The organism is Geodermatophilus sp. SYSU D00079 (genome assembly GCF_054050635.1).
In genome coordinates, this window is sequence record NZ_JBJGZS010000017.1 from 1 (window position 1) to 18942 (window position 18942).

Consider the following 18942-nt stretch of genomic DNA (forward strand, 5'->3'; position numbering starts at 1 on the left):
GGGTGGCGGCCCGGTGGCCGCGATCGTCAAGGCCTGACACCAGCGCCTCCACCGACGGGCTGGGGGGGGCCGGGGCGGGGGGGGGCGCGGGGGGAGCCGCCGCCGCCGCCGCCGGCGCCGGTGCGGGGGCGGGCGCGGGTGCGGCGGCGGGGGTCGCGGCGGCGGTGGTGCCGCCGGTCAGGAGCTCCCCGCAGGTCGGCCAGGCGCCGATGCCCTGGCCGGCGAGCACGCGCTCGGCGATCTCGACCTGCTGGGCGGGGGTCGCGAGGTCCGCGCGGGGGGCGAGGGTGGTGCCGCCGTAGCCGGCCCAGGTCGAGGGGGTGAACTGCAGGCCGCCGTAGTGGCCGTTGCCGGTGTTGATGGTCCAGTCGCCGCCGGACTCGCACTGGGCCACGCCGGTCCAGTCGTGGGTGGTCGCGGCGCTGGCCGGGGTGCTGAGGACGCCGAGCCCGACGACGGTGGCGCCGGCTGCGACGGGGACGTTCGAGAGCGCCTTCTTGGTGCGGAGGTAACGGGGCGCGCGGTGCTTTGCCATGGGGATGTGGTCTCCGATCACCGCCGGCGAGGTGAGCTGTCGGGTTCGGGCGATCGGTGCCCGGCCGCGGTGCGCGGCTTCACCCCGAGGCGCGTCGGACGCGCCGGGAACGTCGGGTCCCCCACCCCTGCCCTGAGGGATCTGGATGACAGCCGGTGGGCAGGGTTGGGCGGACCGGTGCCACGTTCTCTTTGCTGAACGCAGCCAAAACGCTACGGGCTGTCATGTGCACTGTCGCCGTAACGCCGGTCACGATCCCGGCGTCCTCGGCGAACGGGCAGGTCGCGCGGCGGGCGGCGGACCGGGTCGGTGAGTCGGCTCACGGCCCGGGACGGCGTGTCGCCGTCCCGGCGGTGCGCGGTGCCGGTGTTCCCCGTGCACCACCGGGGCTGCAGCACCGGCAGAGCGCGAGTCGTCCCCGCGGTGCGCCGCGCGGCGGGCTCAGGTCGTGGCGCGCCCAGCCGCCGTACGGCGGGTGATGGCCTCCAGCAGGTGGCCGTCCGGGTCGGGCCAGTCGACGCCGCGCCCCCTGTCCTGGGTGTCCAGGAACGGGTGGTGCCGCGGCGTGACCGGGTCCTCGCCAGGGGGTCCGGCGACACGCCGTTGGTCAGGGTGACGACGGCGAACGGCCCGGAGGGGGTGGGCGGTGCCGGGCCCGGGACGTCGGTCGGGAAGCGCGCCGACGCGTCCCGGTCGTGAGCCGCGACGATGGGGTGGTCCAGCTGGAGGGGCACCGGGACCCCTCGCAGACCGTGCCGGGAGCCGAGCACGGTGGCGGCCCCGCCGGGAGTCGTCCCGGCGTCGTCCGCGGGGTGGCCCCGCAGCAGCCGGCGACCCATCCTGGCCACCTCGTCCGTCCGGGACCGGAGCGGGAGGACCGTGGACAGGTGGCCGTTCCGTCCCGACCGGCGCGCGACCGGTCACCGACCGCCGGGCCGCACGCCGACGGTCCGCCTGGTCGCGGCCGGAGTCCTCGCGGACCTCGCGGTCGGGACGCTGTTCGCCTGGAGCCTGGTCGCGCCGCAGGTGGGGGCCGACACCGGTGCCCCACCGGGCAGCGGCCCGGGGGTGTTCGCCGCCGCGCTCGTGGTCTTCACCGTCAGCCTGCTGGGCGTGGGCGCCGCCCTGCGCCGCCACGGACCGCGGGCGCTGCTCACCACCGCCGCCGTCCTCGCCGGTGCCGGGCTGGGGCTGACCGCCGCGGCGCAGCGGCCGGAGCTGCCGTGGCTGGGGATCGGGCTGCTGTTCGGGGCCGCCAACGGCCTGGCCTACGGCGTGGCCGTGTCGCTGGCCGCCCGCGTCCCCGAGCGGCGGCGCGGCACCGCCAGCGGCGTGGTGGTCGGGGCGTACGCGGCCGGGCCGGTGCTGCTCGGACTGGTCGCCCCCGCCGCGCTGCCCGCCGTCGGGTGGCGGACCTGCCTGGCGGTCCTGGCCGGGACGACGGCCGCCCTGCTCGCCGTCGCCGCCGTGCTGGCCCCGGCCGACCGGGCGCCCGGGAGCCCCCGCGGGCCCGGCGAGGGTGCCGTCCCGGGCGGGACCCTGGTCGCGCTGTGGGTGCTCTTCGCCGGCGGCGCCGCGCCCGGCCTGGTCCTGTTCGCCACCGCCGCACCGCTCGCGGCGGCGCGGGGCCTGGGCCCCGGCGCGACGGGTGCGGCCGTCGCGCTCCTCGCGGCCGGCAACCTCGCCGGGCGGCTGACCGCCGGGTGGTGGTCCGACGCCGTCGGGCGCCTGCCCGCGCTGGCGACCGCGTTGGCCGTCACGGCCGCGGCCGTCGCGGTGCTGGCCGCCTCGGCCGCCCCCGCCGCCGTGCTGGCGGCCCTCACCGCCGTCGGGCTGGCCTACGGGGCGGTGTCGGCGCTGGTCCCGGCGGCGACGGCGGACCGGGTCGGCGCCCGCGCCTTCCCCACGGTCTACGGCCGGGTGTTCACCGCGTGGGGCTGCGCCGGTCTCCTGGCCCCGGTGCTCGCCGGGACCGTCGCCGCGGCGGGCGGCGAGCGGCCCGCCGCGCTGCTGCTGCTCGCGGTGCCCGTCGTCCCCGCCGTCCTCGCCGTCGTCGTCCTCTCCCGCCGGCCCGCGCCGCGGGAGCCGGCCACCGACCGCCCGACGGCGTCCGGGGGACGCGGCTAGGGTCGGGGCCATGCCGACCAGGTCGCGGGGGGACGAGTCCGTGGGCACGGTCCACGACCTGCACCGGCGGGGGCCGGACCCGGACCCGGAGGAGGAGTCGCCGGCGACGCCGGCCATCCCGTCGTTCGAGTCGCTGCGGGGGCCGCGGCGTCGCACGGCGGTCGACCTGCTCGTGCCGGCCACCCCGCCGCCGGACCCCGCTCCGCCGGCCGCCGCCCCCGCCGCCGCGCGGCCGGCGACGCCCGGTGGGCCGCGGCCGGCGGAGTACGCCGACCTGTTGCGGTTCGGAGGCCGCGCGGTGCGCGCCGCCGCCGGCGTGCCCCTGCGGGTGGCGGGGTGGCCGGTCCGCTGCGTGCGCCGGCTGCTCGGCGCGGCGTAGCCGCCCGACCGTCGGACCCCCCGGCGACACTGGTCGGGTGGATCGCGTCGTCCTCCTGCGGTGCGGCGAGGGCACCGTCGAGGCGCGCGAGCTGCCCGACGACGGGACGCCGGGAGCGGTCACCCGGCTGCCGGCCGCCGAGCTGCCCCGGTTCGTCCGCGAGCGGGAGGCCACGCCGGTCCGCTGGGTCTGGGACGACACGACCCGCTGGTACCCCGCGCTGCTGGACGCCGGCGTCCGGGTCGAGCGCTGCACCGACCTGCGGCTGAGCCACGCCCTCCTCCGCCGGTCGCCGTTCGTCGACCGGTCCGTCCTCGCCGGCCCCGACACCCCCGGCTGGGACGCGCTGCAGCCGGTGACCGCCACGGACGCCGCCCTCTTCCCGCTCGCGGACCCCGCCGACCGGCTGGACCCGCTCGCCGAGGACGCCCGTCAGCAGGCGGCCCTCGCCGCGTCGGCGCGGCGGAGCAGCCTGGAGCTGCTGCTGGCCGCCGAGTCCTCCGGGGCCCTGGTGGCCGCCGAGATGACCGCCGCGGGGCTGCCGTGGCGGGCCGACGTGCACGAGCGCATCCTCACCGACCTGCTGGGGCCACGACCGGCGCCGGGGCAGCGCCCGGCCGTGCTGGAGCGACTGGCGGGGGAGGTCCGCGCCGCCCTGCGCGCCCCCGAGCTGAACCCGGACTCCCCGGCCGCGGTGCTGCGCGCCCTGCAGGCGGCGGGCGTGGCGGTGGACGACACCCGGTCGTGGACGCTCGAGTCGGTCGACCACCCCGCGGTCCTCCCGCTGCTGGAGTACAAGAAGCTGTCGCGGCTGCTGCAGGCCAACGGCTGGAGCTGGCTGGAGACCTGGGTGCGCGGCGGCCGGTTCCGGTCGTGGTTCCTGCCCGGCGGGGTCGTGACCGGGCGGTGGGCGTCCACCGGCGGGGGAGCGCTGTCGGTGCCGGTGCAGGTCCGCCCGGCGGCGGTCGCCGACGACGGGTGGGCGCTGGTGGTCGCGGACGTCGCGCAGCTGGAGCCCCGCGTGCTGGCGGGCATGAGCGGCGACGCGGCGATGGCCGAGGCGGCGCGGTCGGCCGACCTCTACCAGGGCATGGTCGCCGACGGCGCCGTGGCGACCCGCGCCGAGGCCAAGGTCGGCATGCTCGCGGCGATGTACGGGGGCACCCGCGGTGAGAGCGGCCGCATGATGCCCCGGCTGGCACGCCGCTACCCGCGGGCGATCGGCCTGGTGGAGGAGGCCGCCCGCGCCGGCGAGCGGGGTGAGGTCGTGCACACGCTGCTCGGCCGCGGGTCCCCGCCGCCCACCGGTGCCTGGGCCGAGCGCCCCGCCGACCTGGGGGAGCCGCCCGAGGGCGGTGGCCCCCAGGAGGAGCGGGAGCGGGCCCGGCGCGCCTGGGGGCGGTTCACCCGCAACTTCGTCGTCCAGGGCACGGGCGCGGAGTGGACGCTGTGCTGGCTGGCCGACCTGCGCAACCGGCTGTGGCGGCTCGGCGGCGGGGGCGAGCGGCCGCACCTGGCGTTCTTCCTCCACGACGAGGTCGTCGTCCACACCCCCGAGCCCCTCGCCGCGGCGGTCGTCGGGGAGGTGCACCGGGCGGCGGCCACGGCGGGCCGGCTGCTGTTCGGCGCGTTCCCGGTGGACTTCCCGTTGGACGTCGCGGTCGTCCGCTCCTGGGCCGACGCCGGCTGACGGCCCCGGGAGCATCGCAGCGAGCGCCAGCGAGCGAGGAGCGGACCGGGGCGCGGAAGTCGGCCGGTGTCATCGCCGGCTGACGGCCCCGGGAGCACGGCAGCGAGGGTCCGGCCCCGAGTGGCGGGTTCGCCCGCGGCCGGGCTGGGCACTGCGCACCGTGCGGTGGCGGAGTCACCGGTGGCGACGAGGGGAGACGCGATGCGGGCGATGGTGTACCGGGGGCCGTACAAGATCCGGGTGGAGGAGAAGGACGTCCCGCGGATCGAGCACCCCAACGACGCGATCGTCCGGGTCACCCTGGCCGCCATCTGCGGCTCGGACCTGCACCTCTACCACGGGCTGATGCCGGACACCCGGATCGGGCACACGTTCGGTCACGAGTTCATCGGCATCGTGGACCAGGTCGGCCCGTCGGTGCAGAACCTGCAGGTCGGCGACCGGGTGATGGTGCCGTTCAACATCTTCTGCGGCTCCTGCTGGTTCTGCGCGCGGGGCCTGTACTCCAACTGCCACAACGTCAACCCGAACGCCACGGCGGTCGGCGGCATCTACGGCTACTCGCACACCACCGGCGGCTACGACGGCGGCCAGTCGCAGTACGTCCGCGTGCCGTTCGCCGACGTCGGCCCGGTGAAGATCCCGGACTGGATGCACGACGAGGACGCCGTCCTGCTGACCGACGCCGCCGCGACCGGCTACTTCGGCGCGCAGCTGGGCGAGATCGCGCAGGGCGACACCGTCGTCGTCCTCGGTGCCGGCCCGGTCGGGCTGATCGCCGCCCAGTCGTCGTGGCTGATGGGCGCCGGGCGGGTGATCGTCGTCGACCACCTGCAGGAGCGTCTGGAGAAGGCGCGCACCATGGCCTACGCCGAGACGCTGGACTACGACGAGTACGACGACATCGTGGTCGAGCTGAAGAAGCAGACCGACTTCCTCGGCGCCGACGTCGTCATCGAGGCGGTGGGGGCGGAGGCCGACGGCAACCTGCTGCAGCAGGTGACCGGGACCAAGCTCAAGCTGCAGGGCGGCTCACCGGTGGCGCTGAACTGGGCGATCGACGCGGTGCGCAAGGGCGGGACGGTCTCGGTCGTCGGCGCCTACGGACCGGTGCCCAACGCGGTCAAGTTCGGTGACGCGCTGAACAAGGGGCTCACGCTGCGGATGAACCAGACGCCGGTGAAGCGGCAGTGGCCCCGGATGTTCGAGCACGTGCGCAACGGCCACCTGACGCCCCGGGAGATGGTCACCCACCGGTTCCCGCTGGAGGACATCGCCGAGGCCTACCACGTGTTCTCCGCCAAGCTCGACGGCTGCATCAAGCCGCTGATCCTGCCCACCGCGGCCTGAGGAGGAGCCGACGTGACCGAGGCCGACATCCCGAGCGCCTACGTCCGGGACAAGCGCGCACCCGGCGAGACCGTCGAGCAGCTGCGCGCCCGCATCCCCGGCTGGGGCGCCGACCTGGACCCCGCCGACCGGCCGTCGCACCCCAAGCTGGTGTACGCGCCGGAGACCACCGGCGCGCACTGGCACTTCCCGGAGCGGCAGCCGGAGCAGTGGCCGCGGGAGCGGTCGATCGAGCACGCCTTCGTCACCCCGGTCTTCGGCACCGCCCAGCCCCCGCGGGGCCTGTCCGGCGCCATCCGGAAGCTGGCCTACCGGCGGTTCAGCGAGGGCCGCCTGGCGCACTGGCTGCTGCTGCTGCTCGGCGACCGCGTCGACGCCTGGGGCAGCCACCTGCGCTCGTTCGCCAGCCTGCGGCCGGACAACCCGGTGACCGAGACGGGCGTGCGCGCGGAGCTCACCCGCGGCGGGCTGCGCTCGCGACGCGGGCGCAGCGACGCCCGCCACCAGCTCCTGGACCCGGTCCTCGTGGCGGGGCCGTGGGTGGCCGCGGCCGGCGGTGCCGCCCTCGGCGTCCGGGCGGTGGTGCGCGCCCTGCGGCGGTGACCGCCGCGGGCGACGGGGGGAACGCGGAGGACGCCGTTCCGGCTGCACCCCGCGGCCCGGCTGCCGATACTCCGGGAGCCGCCCCCGTCCGCCCCGCCCGTCCCGGAGACCGTGATCCCCCCTCGCCGAGCGCCGCGCCGATGACTGGTCGGCGCGACCCCTGGCCCGGCCAGGACCACGGAGCCGGCACGGGCGCGGCCCGGTACGTGGACGTGGTGCTGTCCCCGACCGGGACGACCCTGGGCAGCAGCGTCTACGAGGCGCTGTTCACCCACGGCGTCGACGGCGTGCTCATCACCTCCGCCGACGGCCGGACCCTCGGGGCCAACACCCGCGCCTGCGAGCTGCTCGGCGCCGGCGAGCTGGACCTGGTCCGAGCCGGCCGGGACGGCGTCGTCGACACCAGAGACGGCCGGTGGGCCCACGCGGTGCAGACCCGTGCCCGCGAGGGCTCCTTCCGTGGCGTGGTCCCGATGCGCCGGTCGGACGGGACGACGTTCCCGGCCGAGATCACCACGGCGCTCTTCCGCGACGGGAACGCCCCACGGGCGTACGTGGCCTTCCGGGACACGACCGCGGCCGAGAGCGAGGCGGCCCGGACGGCGGAGAGCCGACGCGCCGCCGCCGAGGTCGTCGACAGCCTCGAGTCCTTCAGCGACATGTACGTGGGGACCGACGCGGACTGGCGGGTCACCTACATCAACGCCCAGGCCGAGCTGCGCCTCGGCGTCTCCCGCCGGGACGTCGTCGGCGGGGACCTGTGGGAGGAGTTCCCCGCCCTGGTCGGCACCGCTTTCGAGGAGGCCTACCGGCGGGCCGCGCGCACGGGGCGTCCCACGACGGTGGAGGGCCACTACCCGGCGGCCGACCTGTGGTGCGAGGCGCGGGCCTACCCGCTGCGCCGGGGCGGGATCGGCATCTACTTCCGCGACACCGCCGACCGGCGGGAGATGGAACTGGAGCGGGAGCGCCTGTTGGCCGCGGAGCGGGCCGCCCGGGCGGAGGCGGAGGCGGCGCAGCGGCACCTCGCCCACCGGGCCACCCACGACGAGCTGACCGGGCTGCTCAACCGGGCCGGACTGGTGCAGGAGGTCGACCGGGTGCTCGCCGCCCGCCCGGGGGTCGGCGTGACGGTCCTGTTCATCGACCTGGACCGCTTCAAGCTGGTCAACGACAGCCTGGGCCACGCGCTCGGCGACCGGCTGCTGGTGGCCTTCGGCCGGCGCCTGGCGGACCTGGCCGGGCCGGGGGACCTGGTGGCCCGCTTCGGCGGCGACGAGTTCGTGGTGGCCCTGGTGGACGCCGGCTGCGAGGCGGCCGGCCGGCTCGCCGAGGCGGTCGTCGCCGCCAGCCGGGAGCCCGTGCACGTCGGCGCCCGGCTGCTGGTCACCGCGAGCGTGGGGCTGGCCGCCGCGGCCGACCGCGCCGACCTGCCCCGGCTGCTGCGGGACGCCGACGCCGCCCTCTACGCCGCCAAGGACGCCGGCCGGGAGCGGGTGGCCTGGTTCGACGAGCAGCTGCACACCCGCTCGGTGCAGCGGGTCCGCCTCGAGCAGGACCTCCGCCAGGGGCTGGACCGCGACGAGCTGTTCGTGGAGTACCAGCCCGCCTTCGACCTCGCGTCCGGGCAGATCGCGCACGTGGAGGCCCTCGTCCGCTGGCAGCACCCCGTCCGCGGCCGGGTCGCCCCCGGCGACTTCATCCCCGTCGCCGAGGAGAGCGGGCTCATCGACCGGGTGGGGGAGTGGGTCCTCGCCCGCGCCGTCGGACAGGCGGCGGCGTGGGCGCACCCGCCGGGCACACGGGTGTGGGTCAACGTGTCCCCGCGGCAGCTGGCCGACGCGGGGTTCGTCCCGCAGCTCACCGGGCACCTGCGGCGGGCCGGGCTGCCCGCGGACCGCTTCGGCATCGAGGTCACCGAGTCCACGCTGGGCGACCGCGCCCGCCTGCTGGAGGCGCTGGCGGCGGTGCGGGCGCTCGGCGTGGCGATCGCCATCGACGACTTCGGCACCGGCTACAGCTCCCTGGCGCGCCTGGGCGCGTTCCCGGTCGACGTCATCAAGATCGACCGGTCCTTCGTCGCGGACCTCGGCTCGGCCCGCGGGGAGGCGGTGCTGGCGGGGATCGTCACCCTCGCCCACGCCATCGGGGCGCACGTCATCGCCGAGGGCGTCGAGACACCGGAGCAGCTGGCGTCGCTGCGGACCCTCGGGGCGGACTCCGCGAGCGGTTTCCTGCTGGCCCGGCCCGCAGCGCCCGGGCAGCTGCCGGACCGGCTCCCCGCCGGGACCTGACCGCGCGTCCCGGCGACGGTCCTGCGGGCCCCGCGCGGGCGTGCTAGACCCTGACCGACCCCGGTCCCCGACGAAGGCGGTCGTCCCCGGTGAAGCTGCTGCTGCCCGACTCCCTCCCGCTGGCCCCGGACCTGCCCGAGGGGGTCGACGCGGTGACCTACGCCGTCTCGGCCCCCGTCCCGGACGAGCACCTGGACGCCGAGGCGCTGGTGGTGTGGGGCAACTCGGGGGCCGACCTCGCCGCGGTGGCCGGCCGGATGCCGCGCCTGCGCTGGGTGCAGACGCTGGCGGCCGGGCCGGACGCCGTCCTCGGCGCGGGGTTCCCCGACGACGTCGTCATCACCGGGGGGGCCGGCCTGCACAGCCGCACGGTCACCGAGCACGCCCTGGCCCTGACCCTCGCGCTGGTCCGCCGGCTGCCGGCCGCCGCGCGGGCGCAGGCCGGGCACCGCTGGGCCGACGAGCTCGGCGGGCTGCAGCCGCTGCACCCGGAGGGCGCGGTGACCACCCTGATCGACGCCCGCGTCCTGATCTGGGGGTTCGGCGCCATCGGGCAGCACCTCGCGCCGCTGCTGTCCGCGCTCGGGGCCGACGTCCGCGGGGTGGCGCGCAGCGCGGGGGAGCGGGCCGGCTTCCCCGTGGTCGCCGAGGACGACCTGGAGGCCGAGCTCGGCCGGACCGACGTGCTGCTGATGATCCTGCCCGCGACCGCCGCCACCGACAGGGCACTGGACGCTGCCCGGCTGGCCGCGCTGCCGCCGCACGCGCTCGTGGTCAACGTCGGCCGCGGCTCCACCGTCGACGAGGACGCCCTGCTCGCCGCACTCCGGGAGGGGCGCATCGCCGCGGCGGCCCTCGACGTCACCGCGGTCGAGCCGCTGCCGGCCGACTCGCCCCTGTGGGACGCGCCAGGCCTCCTGCTGACCCCGCACGCCGCGGGCGGCCGGCCGGTCGGCGCCGACGAGCTGATCGCGCACAACGTCACCGCGCTGCTCGACGGCGGGCAGCTGCGCAACGTGGTGGAGCGGTGAGCCCGCCTCCGCCGGAGGAGGTGCTCGCCGCCCTGGGCCGGGCCCGGCTGGTCCCGGTCGTCGTGCTGGACGAGGCGGCCGACGCCGCGCCGCTGGCCGGCGCGCTGGTGGACGGCGGGCTGCCGGTCGCCGAGGTCACCTTCCGCACCCCGGCCGCGGCCGACGCCCTGCGGGTGATGGCCGAGCGGGGCGACGTCCTGCTCGGGGCCGGCACCGTGCTCACCCCGGCCCAGGTCGACCAGGCCGTGGCCGCCGGCGCGTCCTACGTCGTCTCGCCCGGCCTCGGCCGCGCGGTCGTCGAGCGGTGCGCCGAGCACGGCGTCCTGGCCCTGCCCGGTGCGGTGACCGCCACCGAGGTGCAAGCCGCCCTGGAGCTCGGTCTCACGGCGGTCAAGTTCTTCCCCGCCGGCACGTCGGGGGGCCCCGCGGCGATCCGGGCGCTCGCCGCACCGTTCGGTGGCGTCCGCTTCGTCCCCACCGGCGGCATCGGGCCGGCGGACGTGGCCGACTACCTCGCGGTCGACGCGGTGCTGGCGGTCGGCGGCTCGTGGATGGTGCCCCGCGACCGCGTCGCGGCCGGCGACGTCGCGACGGTCCGCCGGCTGACCGCCGAGGCGGTGGCGCTGGTGCAGCGCGACGCGGGCCCGGGGTGAGGCCGCTCAGTGGTTGTCGCGCGGGATGCCCGCGGTCTGCGCCACGCGCCGGTAGCCCACCGCGGGACGCAGCACCATCCCCTCGTCGAGCTGGCTGACCATCCCGCGCTGGATCTCCTGCCACGGCGTCTGCGACTCCGGCACCGGGTAGCCGCCGGCCTCCTCCAGCGCCCGGCGCCGCGCCGCCAGCTCCTCGTCGGGCAGCAGCACGTCGGCCCGCCCGGACCCGACGTCGATGCGGACGACGTCCCCCGTGCGCAGCAGTGCCAGCCCCCCGCCGGCGGCCGCCTCCGGGGAGGCGTTGAGGATCGACGGCGAGCCCGACGTGCCCGACTGGCGGCCGTCGCCCATGCACGGCAGCGCGTGCACCCCGGCCCGGATCAACGCGGCGGGCGGCTGCATGTTCACCACCTCGGCCGAGCCCGGGTAGCCCAGCGGGCCGACGCCGCGGATGACCAGCAGGCAGGTCTCGTCGACCGCCAGCGCGGGGTCGTCGATGCGGGCGTGGTAGTCCTCCGGACCGTCGAAGACGACGGCGCGCACCTGGAACACCCCCGGGTGCTCGGGGTCGGACAGGTAGCGCTCCCGGAACTCCGGGGAGATGACGCTGGTCTTCATGATCGCGCTGTCGAACAGGTTGCCCCGCAGCACCAGGAAGCCGGCGTCGGGCAGCAGCGCGGTGTCGAAGGTGCGGATGACCTCCCGGTCGGTCGCCGAGGTCGCCCGGCAGTTCTCGCCGATCGACCGGCCGGTGACGGTGAGGGCGTCCTCGTGGACCAGCCCGTGCGCCATCAGCTCGTGGACGACGGCCGGCACGCCACCGGCCCGGTGGAACTCCTCGCCGAGGAACCGGCCGGCCGGCTGCAGGTCCACGATCAGCGGCACGCCCAGGCCCAGCTCCTGCCAGTCGGCCACGTCCAGCGGCACCCCCGCGTGCCGGGCGATCGCGTTGACGTGGATCGGCGCGTTGGTCGACCCGCCGATCGCGGAGGTGACCACGACGGCGTTCTCGAACGCCTCCCGCGTCAGGACGTGGGAGGGGCGGAGGTCCTCCCGCACCATCTCCACGATCCGCCGGCCGGTCAGGTAGGCCATCCGGGCGCGGTCCCGGTGCGGGGCGGGGATCGCCGCGCAGCCGGGCAGGCTCATGCCGAGGGCCTCGGCGACGGCGTTCATGGTCGACGCCGTGCCCATCGTGTTGCAGTGGCCGGGGGAGGGCGCCGCGGAGGCGACCAGGTCGACGAACCCGGCCTCGTCGATCTCGCCGGCGGCCAGCAGCTCGCGGGCCCGCCACACGATGGTCCCCGACCCGGTCCGCACGCCGTCGTACCAGCCGTCGAGCATCGGGCCGCCGGACAGCACGATCGCCGGCAGGTCGACCGTGGCCGCGGCCATCAGGCAGGCCGGCGTCGTCTTGTCGCAGCCGGTGGTCAGCACGACCCCGTCGAGCGGGTAGCCGTGCAGCACCTCGACCAGGCCGAGGTAGGCGAGGTTGCGGTCCAGCGCCGCCGTGGGGCGCCGTCCGGTCTCCTGGATGGGGTGCACCGGGAACTCCAGCGCCAGCCCGCCGGCGTCGCGGATGCCCTCGCGCACCCGCTGCGCCAACTGCAGGTGGTGGCGGTTGCACGGGGCGAGGTCCGAGCCGGTCTGCGCGATCCCGACCACCGGCCGCCCGGACTGGAGCTCCTCGCGGGTGAGCCCCCAGTTGAGGTAGCGCTCGACGTAGAGCGCCGTCATCCCGGGGTCCCGCGGGTCGTCGAACCACGCCTGGCTGCGCAGTCGCCGTCCCGGTGTCGCGTCGTCCACCGCCGCCTCCTCCCGCCGGCCGGGGCCGCCGTCGGGGGGCCCGGCCCTGCCGGCGCGATCGTGACACGGCGGGCCGCCCGGCGACGGCGGACGACGAGCGGACCGACGGCGGCCCTGCGACCCTGGAGCGCGCCACGTCCTGGCCGGCCGTCACCGTGCACGGGGAGCGAGGGGACATGACCGACGAGGTGCCGCTGCCGCCGCTCCGCACGGCCCGCCAGGTGCCGCGGTGGTCGGAGCTCCGCGAGGTCGTGCGGTTCCGCCGGCCGCGTGCCGGCCGCACCGCGCGCCGCCTGGAGCGGGCGCTGACCGTGCGGGACCTGCGCGCGGCGGCCCGCCGCACCACACCCCGCGCGGTCTTCGACTACGTCGACGGCGCGGCGGAGGAGGAGATCACCGCGGCCCGCAACGTCGCGGCCTACCGGCGGGTCACCTTCCTGCCGGACGCCCTGCGGTCGGTGGCCGACCCGGACCCCGGCGTGGAGGTGCTCGGTCGGCGGATCGCGATGCCGCTGGTGTTCGCGCCCACCGGCTACACGCGGATGATGCACCACCACGGGGAGGCCGGCGTCGCCTCCGTGGCCGCGCACGTGGGCGTGCCCTACGCCCTGTCCACGGTGGGCTCCACCTCGATCGAGGACGTGCGGGCGGCGGCGCCGGGAGCCGACCTGTGGTTCCAGCTGTTCTTCACCGCGAACCGCGAGCTCAACGCGGACCTGCTGGCCCGGGCGGAGGCGGCGGGCTACTCGACGCTGCTGCTCACCGTCGACACCACGGTGTCGGGCATGCGCTACCGCGACGTCGTCAACGGCCTGACCATCCCGCCCACGCTCACCGCCCGGACCGTCCTCAACATGTCCCGGTTCCCCCGGTGGTGGTTCGACAAGCTGACCACCGGGGGGATGACCTTCGCCTCGCTCACCGGCGTCCCCGGCAACCCGACCCCGGGCGAGGTGGCCGGCATGATGTTCGACCCGCGCCTGGACCTCACCTCGCTGGACTGGTTGCGCGCGCGCTGGCGGGGCCCGCTGCTGGTCAAGGGGGTGACGACGCCCGCCTCGGCGCGCGAGGCGGTGGAGCACGGGGCCGACGGCGTGGTGGTCTCCAACCACGGCGGCCGCCAGCTGGACCGCTCCGCGGCGACGCTGGACGTCCTCCCGGCGATCCGCGCGGAGGTGGGCCCGCGGGCCACCGTGCTCATCGACGGCGGGGTCCTGCACGGGCAGGACGTCGTGGCCGCCCGCGCGCTCGGCGCGGACGCGGTGATGATCGGCCGGGCCTACCTGTACGGGCTCATGGCCGGCGGCCAGCAGGGGGTGGCCCGGACCTACGAGATCCTCGCCCAGGAGTACCTGCGCTCGATGCAGCTGCTGGGCGTGCGCCGCAGCGCGGACCTCTCCGAGCGGCACGTCGCCTTCACGCCGCACGGCAGCGGGGACTACCCGAACGTCTCGGTCTGACCACAGGAGTGCACCCCGGGGTTGCCGTCGCGCGCGGGACGTGCAGGAATGGGGACCGCCTGAGGAAGTGACGCAGCTCACACAGGGGGCACCATGGTCTCGACGCGTCCCGGAGGTCGGCCCTCCTCGGTGGTGGACCTCTTCCCGACCAAGCACCTGGCGGCGCCGTCGGTGCGGGACCTGCCCGAGCCGCCGTCCAGTTTCCGGCACGTCATCGGCCCGGGGATCATCGCCGCCGGCGTCGGCATGGCCAGCGGTGAGTTCATCCTCTACCCCTACATCGCCTCCCAGGTCGGCCTGGTCTTCGTCTGGGCGGCGTTCGTCGGCCTGGCCACCCAGTACTTCCTCAACATGGAGATCGAGCGCTACACCCTGGCCACCGGGGAGACCGCGCTCACCGGCTTCAGCCGCTACTGGCGGCACTGGGGCCTGGTGTTCGCGATCCTGGCCTACTTCGCCAACATCTGGCCCGGGTGGGCGACGAGCTCGGCGACGCTGGTCACCTACCTGGTCGGCGGCAGCGTGGTGCCGATCGCGATCGGCTTCCTCCTGCTGATCGGCGTCATCCTCACCATGGCACCGGTGGTGTACCAGGCCCTCGAGAAGATCCAGATGGTCAAGGTCGCCGCGGTCCTGCTGCTCATCGTCGTCGCCTCGATCGCCGTGATCGGCGCCTCGACCTGGGCGGACGTGCCGCAGATCGTCACCGAGGCCGGGCTGCCCGCCGAGGAGCTCGGCTTCGCGCTGCTGATGGGCGCGCTGGCGTTCGCCGGGGCCGGCGGCGGGCAGAACCTGTGCCAGAGCAACTGGATCCGCGACAAGCGCTTCGGCATGGGCGCCTACGTCCCGCGGATCGTCAGCCCGATCACCGGTCACCCGGAGGCGGCCCCCTCCACCGGCTTCGTGTTCGAACCCACCCCGGAGAACCTGGGCCGGTGGCGGCGCTGGTGGAAGTTCGCCAACACCGAGCAGCTGACCACGTTCGTGCTGATCAGCTTCCTCACCATCCTGTTCACCTCGCTGCTGGCCTACGCCACCGTGTTCGGCCGGGAAGGGCTGGCCAGCGACATCTCGTTCCTGCAGGCGGAGGGCGAGGTGCTCAACGAGACCGTCGGCGGCTGGTTCGGCACCTTCTTCTGGATCATCGGCGCGATCTCGCTGTTCGCCGCCGCGCTCGGCATCGTCGACTACACCAGCCGGCTCGGTGCCGACGTCCTCAAGACCGCGTACCTGCGCGACGCGAACGAGAGCAAGATCTACTTCGCGCTGGTGTGGGGCCTGGTCGGGATCGGCATCATCGTGCTGCTGTCCGGGCTGTCCCAGCCGCTGATCCTGCTGGTCATCTCGGCGGTCACCGGCGGGTTGATGATGTTCATCTACTCCGCGCTGCTGCTCCTGGTGAACCGGCGGACGCTGCCGAGGGAGATCCGCCCGGGCGGCGTCCGGGTCGCCGCCCTGGTCTGGGCCTTCCTGCTCTTCGGCTTCCTGACCGTGCTGACCTTCAACGAGCAGTTGCGGACCCTGTTCGGTGGCTGAGCCGCAGGGGTCGGCGGCGGGCGAGGGAGCGGTCCCGCGGGTGGTCACCGCGGGGGAGACGATGGTGCTGGTCGTCCCCACCGCGCCGGGCCGGCTCCGCCACGCCGGCGCGGTCACGCTGTCGATCGGCGGCGCGGAGAGCAACGTGGCGATCGGGCTGTCCCGGCTCGGCGTCCCCGCCGCCTGGGTGAGCGCGCTGGGGGACGACGAGCCCGGCGAGCTGGTGCTGCACCGGGTGCGCGCGGAGGGGGTGGACACCCGCGCGGTGCGCCGGGACCCCGACCGGCCCACCGGCCTGTACCTGCGCGAGGAGGTGGCCGGGGCGCTGCGGGTCTACTACTACCGCCGCGGCTCGGCGGCCTCGACCCTCGCGCCGGGCGCCTTCGACCCGGCCGTCCTCGAGGGGGCGGCCTTCCTGCACCTCACCGGGATCACCGGAGCGCTGTCCCCGGAGGCGGTGGAGTTCCTGCCGTGGGCGGCGCGCACGGCGCGGGCGGCGGGCGTGCGGGTGAGCTACGACGTCAACTACCGCAGCCGGCTGTGGGAGCCGGCCGCGGCCCGCGCCGCCAGCGAGGCCCTGTTCCCGCACGTCGACGTCCTGCTCGTGGGCGACGACGAGGCCCGCGCCCTGTGGGGCTGGGACGACGACACCGGCCTGGAGCGGCTCGCCGACGCCGGGCCCGGGGAGGTCGTGCTCAAGCAGGGCGCCCGCGGCTGCACGGCACTGGTGGACGGCGAGCGGTTGACCTCGCCGGGCTTCCCCGCCCGCCAGGTCGACCCCGTGGGCGCCGGCGACGCGTTCGCCGCCGGCTACCTCGCCGCCTCCCTCTGGGGGGCCGAGCCGGCCGGGCGGCTGCGCACCGCCAACGCCATGGGTGCCTTCTGCGTCCAGGGCCTGGGTGACTACGAGGGCCTGCCCAGCCGCCGTGAACTGACCGCGTTCCTCGACCAGACCGTCGACCTCGGGAGGTGACGATGCACTCCGACGACCCCGCCGGCGTGCTCGAGGGTGTCTACGTCGCCAACGTGACGCCCTTCCGCGACGACGAGCGCTTCAGCGTCGACGTCGACTCCTACCTCGGCCACGTCCGCTGGCTGGCCGGGCAGGGGGTCACCGGCGTCGTCCCGTTCGGCACCAACGGCGAGGGCCCGTCGGTGTCGGTCCGGGAGAAGCGGGCCGTGCTGGAGGCCCTGCTGCCCGAGGTGGGGGCGCTGCACGTCGTCCCCACCGTCGCGGAGGGCAACCTGCCGGACACCCTGGACCTGCTCGAGCAGCTGCAGGACCTGCCGGTGCGGGCGGTGATGGTGCTGCCGCCCTACTACTTCCGGCCGGCGGCGGCCGAGGGGCTGCGCGTGTTCTACGAGCGCGTGCTGGCCGCCACCCGGCACCCGGTGGTCGTCTACCACATCCCCAAGTACGCGGTGCCCGTCCCGGCCGAGCTGGTGGCCGACCTGCCGGTGTGGGGGGTGAAGGACTCCGGTGGCGAGGCCGGCTACGCCGAGACCGTGCACGCGGCGGGCAAGGGGGTGCTCGTCGGCACCGAGGACGACCTGCCGGCCCGCCTGCTGACCGCCACCGGCTCCATCTCCGCGCTGGCCAACATCGTCCCCGAGCAGGTCGTCGCGCTGTACCGGCACGTCCGTGGCGGACGGACCGACGACGCCGCGGCGCTGTCGGCCCACCTGCAGCAGGTGCGGGCGATGACCAAGGAGTTCGTCGCGCCCGGGATGCTCAAGCGCATCGCCGAGCAGCGGCACGGGCACCCGATGGGCACCGTGCGCCCGCCGCTGGTCCCCGTCCCGGCGGGGTTCGACGCCGCGGCCGCGGTCGAGCGCGCCGTGGCGGTCCCCGTCGGCTGAGGACGCCGGGACGCGGCTGCCCCCGCCGCCCACCCGCGTCCCCGGACGCCTGTGCCCATACACCCTCGGGCCGTCGATCGGGTGCCGCGCGACGCGGGTCACCCGACGAATCGACGGCGCTCGATTGTCACAACTGCATAACGCCGGTTACCGTGGGTGGGTCCGGTCGATCGTCACGTCCCCGCCCGGGGAACCCGAACGGACGCCGCCGAGTCGCCCTCCGGGGCGAGCCGGGGACCCATCGCAGTACTGGGGTGAATCCCGTTCCCGGGCCGTTGGTCCGGGACGGGTAGGGCTGCTTCCCGCCCGAACCCGTCAGCTAACTCGGTAGGCGGCCATCGGAAGAACGGAGAGCGGCCGGATGGCGCGCCCCTGCCCTGCTGCACGACCCCGCCCGACCCGGTACCACCGGAGCCGGGTGCGCCCGCGCACCTGATCGCCCGCGGCCGTCCTGCCGCGCACCGCCCGCGGGCCACTCCCGAGCACCCCCGCTCGACCGGCCTCCCGCCGTCTCCCCGGTGTCCCGCGCAGCGCCCGGACGTCCGCAGCCCCCTGCTGCCCGCTCACCCCGCAGCCCGCCGCCTCCGGCGTGCCGCTGCGCCCGTAGACCCCGGAGCACATCCCCTCATGGACCCCCGCACCACCACCGGCCGCGCTGCCGACCGCCGCGGCCGCGCACGCCGCCGCCCGCCGGCGAGCGTCCGCCGCCCCGCGCTGTACCTCGGCGTGGCCACCGCCGGCGCCCTCATGGTCAACGTCCTGGTCGGCTCGGACCCGGCCGCGCAGGCCGAGGCCGGGACGTCGGAGTCGGTCAGCGTCGCTCGCGAGCTCGGGCTGACCGCCGACTCCGCCCCGGCAGCGGCGACGCCGGACCTCCAGTCCCTGGAGCAGCTGACCGCCAGCCGCAGCAGCCGCGAGGCCGAGCAGACCGCGGCGCAGCAGGCCCAGGCCGCCGCCGACCAGGCCGAGTTGGACCGCCAGAGGGCCGAGGCGGAGGCCGCTGCCCGCGCCGCCGAGGCCGCCCGGGCCGCCGAGGCCGCCCGGGCCGCCGAGGCCGCGCGGGCTGCCGAGGCGGCGAGGGTCGCGGAGGCCGCCGAGGCCGCCGAGGCCGCGCGTGCCGCCGAGGCCGCCCCGCAGCGGTCGGGGGGATCCGCCCCCGCGGCCGCCGCCGCGTCCGGCAGCGTCGCGGCGACCACGATCGCGCGCATCACCAACACCGCAGGCGCCACCAAGCCCGCCGCGCAGGCGGCCGCGAACGCCGTGGTCAGCAACGTGCCCGGTGCCGCCGGCATCACCATCGGCGGCACCCGCGCCAGCGCCGCCGACCCGGGCGGCCACCCCTCGGGCCTGGCGCTGGACTACATGACCAGCTCCTCGCTCGGCGACGCGATCGCCCAGTACCACATCGCCCACTGGAACGAGCTCGGCGTGGAGTACGTCATCTGGAAGCAGCGGATGCTGAGCTCACCCAACGGCTCCTGGAAGCCGATGGCCGACCGCGGCAGCCCGACGGCCAACCACATGGACCACGTCCACGTGAACTACCGGGGCTGATCCCCGCGGGGCATCGCGCCCCGCACCTGCACGAGGCAACGGCTCCCACCCGTCGACGGGTGGG

At 76.4% G+C, this 18942-nt stretch carries 15 protein-coding genes and 2 riboswitches; of the genes, 13 read left to right on the forward strand and 2 right to left on the reverse strand.

What is annotated here, in order from left to right; all coding sequences use genetic code 11:
* The coding region (locus ACI79E_RS14495; RefSeq protein WP_456933259.1) for a transglycosylase family protein at window positions 1-535 on the reverse strand (535 nt) is incomplete at its 3' end.
* Window positions 536-541: 6 nt separating this feature from the next.
* Window positions 542-692, reverse strand: a riboswitch (cyclic di-AMP (ydaO/yuaA leader).
* Window positions 693-1414: 722 nt separating this feature from the next.
* On the opposite strand from ACI79E_RS14495, the gene ACI79E_RS14500 reads away from it, so the two are divergent.
* From ACI79E_RS14500 to eda, 8 genes are all read left to right on the forward strand, one after another.
* The gene (locus tag ACI79E_RS14500; protein WP_456933260.1) at window positions 1415-2662 is read left to right on the forward strand and encodes an MFS transporter; all 1248 of its coding nucleotides are present in this window, start codon (window positions 1415-1417) and stop codon (window positions 2660-2662) included.
* A gap of 10 nt (window positions 2663-2672) precedes the next feature.
* On the forward strand, window positions 2673-3041 hold the full coding sequence (locus tag ACI79E_RS14505) for a hypothetical protein (RefSeq protein ID WP_456933261.1): 369 nt from the start codon (window positions 2673-2675) through the stop codon (window positions 3039-3041).
* 37 nt (window positions 3042-3078) lie between these two features.
* A complete protein-coding gene (locus ACI79E_RS14510) occupies window positions 3079-4731 on the forward strand; it encodes a bifunctional 3'-5' exonuclease/DNA polymerase (protein WP_456933262.1) in 1653 nt (550 codons plus the stop codon).
* Window positions 4732-4911: 180 nt separating this feature from the next.
* A complete protein-coding gene (locus ACI79E_RS14515; protein WP_456933263.1) occupies window positions 4912-6081 on the forward strand; it encodes a zinc-dependent alcohol dehydrogenase in 1170 nt (389 codons plus the stop codon).
* A gap of 12 nt (window positions 6082-6093) precedes the next feature.
* On the forward strand, window positions 6094-6684 hold the full coding sequence (locus tag ACI79E_RS14520; RefSeq protein WP_456933264.1) for a hypothetical protein: 591 nt from the start codon (window positions 6094-6096) through the stop codon (window positions 6682-6684).
* 140 nt (window positions 6685-6824) lie between these two features.
* Window positions 6825-8978 carry a putative bifunctional diguanylate cyclase/phosphodiesterase gene (locus ACI79E_RS14525; protein WP_456933265.1) on the forward strand — a complete coding sequence of 718 codons (2154 nt, stop codon included), beginning with the start codon at window positions 6825-6827 and terminating at the stop codon, window positions 8976-8978.
* A gap of 89 nt (window positions 8979-9067) precedes the next feature.
* Window positions 9068-10009 carry a phosphoglycerate dehydrogenase gene (locus ACI79E_RS14530; protein WP_456933266.1) on the forward strand — a complete coding sequence of 314 codons (942 nt, stop codon included), beginning with the start codon at window positions 9068-9070 and terminating at the stop codon, window positions 10007-10009.
* Window positions 10006-10662: a bifunctional 4-hydroxy-2-oxoglutarate aldolase/2-dehydro-3-deoxy-phosphogluconate aldolase gene (gene eda, locus ACI79E_RS14535; protein WP_456933267.1), complete on the forward strand. Its 657-nt coding sequence runs from the start codon at window positions 10006-10008 to the stop codon at window positions 10660-10662. The genes ACI79E_RS14530 and eda overlap by 4 nt, the downstream gene beginning before the upstream one ends.
* 6 nt (window positions 10663-10668) lie before the next feature.
* On the opposite strand, the gene ACI79E_RS14540 is transcribed toward eda, so the two are convergent.
* A complete protein-coding gene (locus ACI79E_RS14540) occupies window positions 10669-12468 on the reverse strand; it encodes an IlvD/Edd family dehydratase (RefSeq protein WP_456933268.1) in 1800 nt (599 codons plus the stop codon).
* Window positions 12469-12644: 176 nt separating this feature from the next.
* Between ACI79E_RS14540 and ACI79E_RS14545 the strand changes: the two genes are divergently transcribed.
* The 5 genes from ACI79E_RS14545 (at window position 12645) to ACI79E_RS14565 (ending at window position 18878) form a co-directional block, all read left to right on the forward strand.
* Entirely contained in the window at window positions 12645-13928 is a 1284-nt protein-coding gene (locus ACI79E_RS14545) for an alpha-hydroxy acid oxidase (RefSeq protein ID WP_456933269.1), read from the forward strand.
* A 93-nt stretch (window positions 13929-14021) separates the two neighbouring features.
* Complete coding sequence (locus tag ACI79E_RS14550; protein ID WP_456933270.1) at window positions 14022-15464, forward strand: Nramp family divalent metal transporter; 1443 nt, start codon at window positions 14022-14024, stop codon at window positions 15462-15464.
* Window positions 15457-16437, forward strand: coding sequence for a sugar kinase (locus ACI79E_RS14555; protein WP_456933271.1), 981 nt, complete (start codon window positions 15457-15459; stop codon window positions 16435-16437). Before ACI79E_RS14550 ends, ACI79E_RS14555 begins: the two co-directional genes overlap by 8 nt.
* 2 nt (window positions 16438-16439) lie before the next feature.
* Window positions 16440-17324, forward strand: coding sequence for a dihydrodipicolinate synthase family protein (locus ACI79E_RS14560; protein ID WP_456933272.1), 885 nt, complete (start codon window positions 16440-16442; stop codon window positions 17322-17324).
* A 196-nt stretch (window positions 17325-17520) separates the two neighbouring features.
* A riboswitch (cyclic di-AMP (ydaO/yuaA leader) is annotated at window positions 17521-17673 on the forward strand.
* Window positions 17674-17951: 278 nt separating this feature from the next.
* The gene (locus tag ACI79E_RS14565; protein WP_456933273.1) at window positions 17952-18878 is read left to right on the forward strand and encodes a hypothetical protein; all 927 of its coding nucleotides are present in this window, start codon (window positions 17952-17954) and stop codon (window positions 18876-18878) included.
* Window positions 18879-18942: the final 64 nt, after the last annotated feature.

What these genes read in the sequence shown, in the direction of transcription:
- ACI79E_RS14545 (WP_456933269.1), top strand. Translation starts at nt 12,645, where the DNA reads ATGACCGACGAGGTGCCGCTGCCGCCGCTCCGCACGGCCCGCCAGGTG.
- ACI79E_RS14560 (WP_456933272.1), top strand. Translation starts at nt 16,440, where the DNA reads ATGCACTCCGACGACCCCGCCGGCGTGCTCGAGGGTGTCTACGTCGCC.
- ACI79E_RS14505 (WP_456933261.1), top strand. Translation starts at nt 2,673, where the DNA reads ATGCCGACCAGGTCGCGGGGGGACGAGTCCGTGGGCACGGTCCACGAC.
- ACI79E_RS14550 (WP_456933270.1), top strand. Translation starts at nt 14,022, where the DNA reads ATGGTCTCGACGCGTCCCGGAGGTCGGCCCTCCTCGGTGGTGGACCTC.
- ACI79E_RS14525 (WP_456933265.1), top strand. Translation starts at nt 6,825, where the DNA reads ATGACTGGTCGGCGCGACCCCTGGCCCGGCCAGGACCACGGAGCCGGC.
- ACI79E_RS14565 (WP_456933273.1), top strand. Translation starts at nt 17,952, where the DNA reads ATGGACCCCCGCACCACCACCGGCCGCGCTGCCGACCGCCGCGGCCGC.